Consider the following 2,869-nt stretch of genomic DNA (forward strand, 5'->3'; position numbering starts at 1 on the left):
GGGGCCCGGCCGGTCGGAGGCGCTCGCGGCGGCCCGGGCGGCGCGGCCCGAGGACCCGACCCCGTACGTGGTGGAGCTCAGGGGCGCCGTGGCCGCCGGCCTGTCGCACGCCGGGGCGAGCGCCGCGTTCAAGGAGGCCACCGGGCGCGCTCCGTACCTGTACGCGGCGCACGACGCGGCCCTTCGCTACTGGCTGCCGAGCGGCCGGGGCTCGGCGCGGCTCGCGGAGGAGTTCGCGGCCTCCTCGGCGGACGGTGCCCCGCTCGGCTCGCTGATGTCGGCGTTCCCGCTGATCGCCTGGTTCGAGGAGCACCTGGACAGCACGCGGGACCCGGAGGAGTACCGCACGTCGGAGCTGACGCGCATGATCGACCGGGCCCTGATGGACGCGGCGGCGGCGCCGTCGGGCCATCCCCGGCTGCCGGAGCTGCGGCACCTGCTGGCGTACTTCCTCTACAAGCAGGACAGGTTCGAGGCGGCCCTGGAGCAGTTCCGGCAGGTCGACGGGTACGTGAACGCGCTGCCGTGGAGCTACTACGCGAAGGAGAACCTCTACATGCGCGCCCGCGACACGACGGTGCGGCACGCGGGGTCCTGAGACGGCGCAGGATCGCGGCCGGGCCGGGTCCCGGGGCCGCGCGGGGTGATGAGGGGGCGCGGGGTCATGAGGGAGCGGGATTTCGAAGCGGCGCGGGATCCCGAAGCGGCGCCGGGTCCCGCAGCGGTGTCGGATCGCGGCCGGGCGCCTGCCGCCGCCGTGCTCGCGCCTCCCGTGCGCGCCGTGACGCCCCGCGGGCGCGGACGCCCGCGCCGGGCGGTCGGAGCTTCATCCTCCAACAGCCCCCGGGCGGTCAGAGCTTCATCTCGAACAGGCCCGTCGGGCGCTCGCGGCGGTAGCCCAGCGCCTCGTTGACCGCCAGCATCGCGCCGTTCTCGTCGGCGACGGACGTGGCTATCTCGCGCACTCCGGGGTGCTCGTCGCGCAGCACGTCCAGCAGGTGCCGCTTGACGGCGCGGCCGACGCCCCGGCCCCGGTGGGCCGGGAGGACCACGGTGTCGCCCTGCGCGGCGCGGGTGTCCTCCGGCGAGTGCAGGACGGCCTCCGTGTACGCGACCACCGCGCCCGCGCCGTCCACCGCGGCGGCCGTCACGAGGACGCCGCCGCGCTCGCCCACGAGGCGCGCGGCGGCCAGCACCCTGCGCGCGTCCCACCGCGGCGGGCGGGCGGCGAGGTCGCCGCCCGGCGCGTCCACGAGCGCGTTGTGCACCGCGGCGAGGCTGCCGGCCAGCTCCCTGGGCGCCGTCCCGGTCCAGTGCGCGAACCGCAGGCCGTCCGGCAGCTCCTGCCGGGGAGTGCCGCCGAGCGCCTGCTCGACCCGCTGCACGTACCGGGTCAGGGGGAGCATCTTCACGAATCCGAGGCTGTCCACGAACGCCTCGCCCGCACCGCCCAGTTCGAGCCGCGTCGAGACCGACGTGCGCCCCTCGGCGGCGAGCAGGTCGCGGATGCCCGTCCACAGCCGGGCGCCGACCCCTCTGCGTCTGACCCCGGGGTCCACCACCAGCTTGTGCAGATACGCCGCGTGCAGGTTGGGGGCCTCCGTCCACAGCAGGAGGGAGGCCACCCCCTCGTACGAGCCGTCCTCGGCCGGCGCGGCGAGATGGACCTCGCGGCCGTTGAACGGCGGCACGCGCAGCTTTCCCGCGGTCTCGGCGCGGCTCGGTTCCGGTACGGCTGCCGGGAGGTCACGGACGTGCGCGGCGCTGACCACCGCGTGCCAAGCGTCGATCTCGGCGTCCGAGGGCGGATTTCCCAGTGTGATCAGCATGTGGAGAACCTACGCGTGCGTGGGTGGCGACGCCCCCGGGTTACGGGGACGTCCTGGCTGCGGCCCCGGCCGGTGGGAACCGGGCCGGGGCGTTGACGACCGGTCGGCACGGACGACAGCGGAAGCGTGAGACAGACAGTGGAGCCCGAGCTGTGCTGGTCAGGCGGTGCTGGACAGGCAGTGCTGGTCAGGCGGACGCGTTCGCGGTGACCGTGACCCGTCCCTTGCGGATCGTGGCCAGCCTCGGAGCGCGGCGCGCGATGGTGCTGTCGTGAGTGACCATGATGAAGGTCAGGCCGTGCTCTTTCCAGAGCCCCTCCAAGAGTTCCATGATCTCGTCGCGCATCGACTCGTCAAGGTTTCCCGTGGGTTCGTCCGCGAGCAGCACCTTCGGCTGCTTCACCAGGGCGCGTGCGATCGCGACGCGCTGCTGCTGGCCGCCGGACAGTTCGCCGGGCACGTGGCCCGCCCGCTCGCCGAGGCCCACCGACTCCAGTGCCTGCGCGGCACGCTCGCGGCGGGCGGCGCCCTTGATGCCGAGGGGTACGAGGGCGGTCTCCACGTTCTCCTGCGCCGTGAGCGTGGGGATGAGGTTGAAGCTCTGGAAGACGAACCCGATCTTCTCGGCCCGGACCCGGGTGAGGCGCGCCTCGGGGAGCGCGCCGAGGTCGGTGCCGTCGAGTTCGACGGTGCCCGCGGTCGGACGGTCGAGGCCGCCCAGCATCTGCAGCAGCGTCGACTTGCCGCCGCCGGTCGGCCCCTGGATGACGAGTCTGCCGCCGTCGGGGATGGCCAGGTCGACGCCGGCGAGGGCCTGGACGGTCTGCTTGCCGCGCTGGTAGCGCTTGGTGACTCCGGTGAGCTGGTACATGGTGTGACTCCTGCGACGAAGGCGAAGACGAAGACGGTTGCGGGAGGGGGACGAGAGCGCGTGGGGGGCGCGGCGGGACGGTTTTGCCGGTGCCCGGCCGGCGGCCGCGGGTGCGGCCGCCCGCGCCGGGCGGCGTACGTACGGGGCGGGCGCCGGGCCGGACGACGGC

Annotated in this window: 2 protein-coding genes and 1 pseudogene; 1 reads left to right on the forward strand and 2 read right to left on the reverse strand. The window is 74.6% G+C overall.

Annotated elements, in window-relative coordinates; genetic code table 11:
* A pseudogene (locus L1885_RS26555) lies at positions 1 to 598 on the forward strand (hypothetical protein); the annotation flags it as partial.
* Positions 599 to 851: 253 nt separating this feature from the next.
* Here L1885_RS26555 and L1885_RS26560 read toward each other — a convergent pair.
* The gene (locus tag L1885_RS26560; protein WP_235799705.1) at positions 852 to 1,829 is read right to left on the reverse strand and encodes a GNAT family N-acetyltransferase; all 978 of its coding nucleotides are present in this window, start codon (positions 1,827 to 1,829) and stop codon (positions 852 to 854) included.
* A 187-nt stretch (positions 1,830 to 2,016) separates the two neighbouring features.
* On the reverse strand, positions 2,017 to 2,700 hold the full coding sequence (locus L1885_RS26565) for an ABC transporter ATP-binding protein (protein ID WP_235799706.1): 684 nt from the start codon (positions 2,698 to 2,700) through the stop codon (positions 2,017 to 2,019).
* Positions 2,701 to 2,869: the final 169 nt, after the last annotated feature.

This window comes from Streptomyces fuscigenes, from assembly GCF_021556455.1.
GTDB classification, from domain to species: Bacteria; Actinomycetota; Actinomycetes; order Streptomycetales; family Streptomycetaceae; genus Streptomyces; species Streptomyces fuscigenes.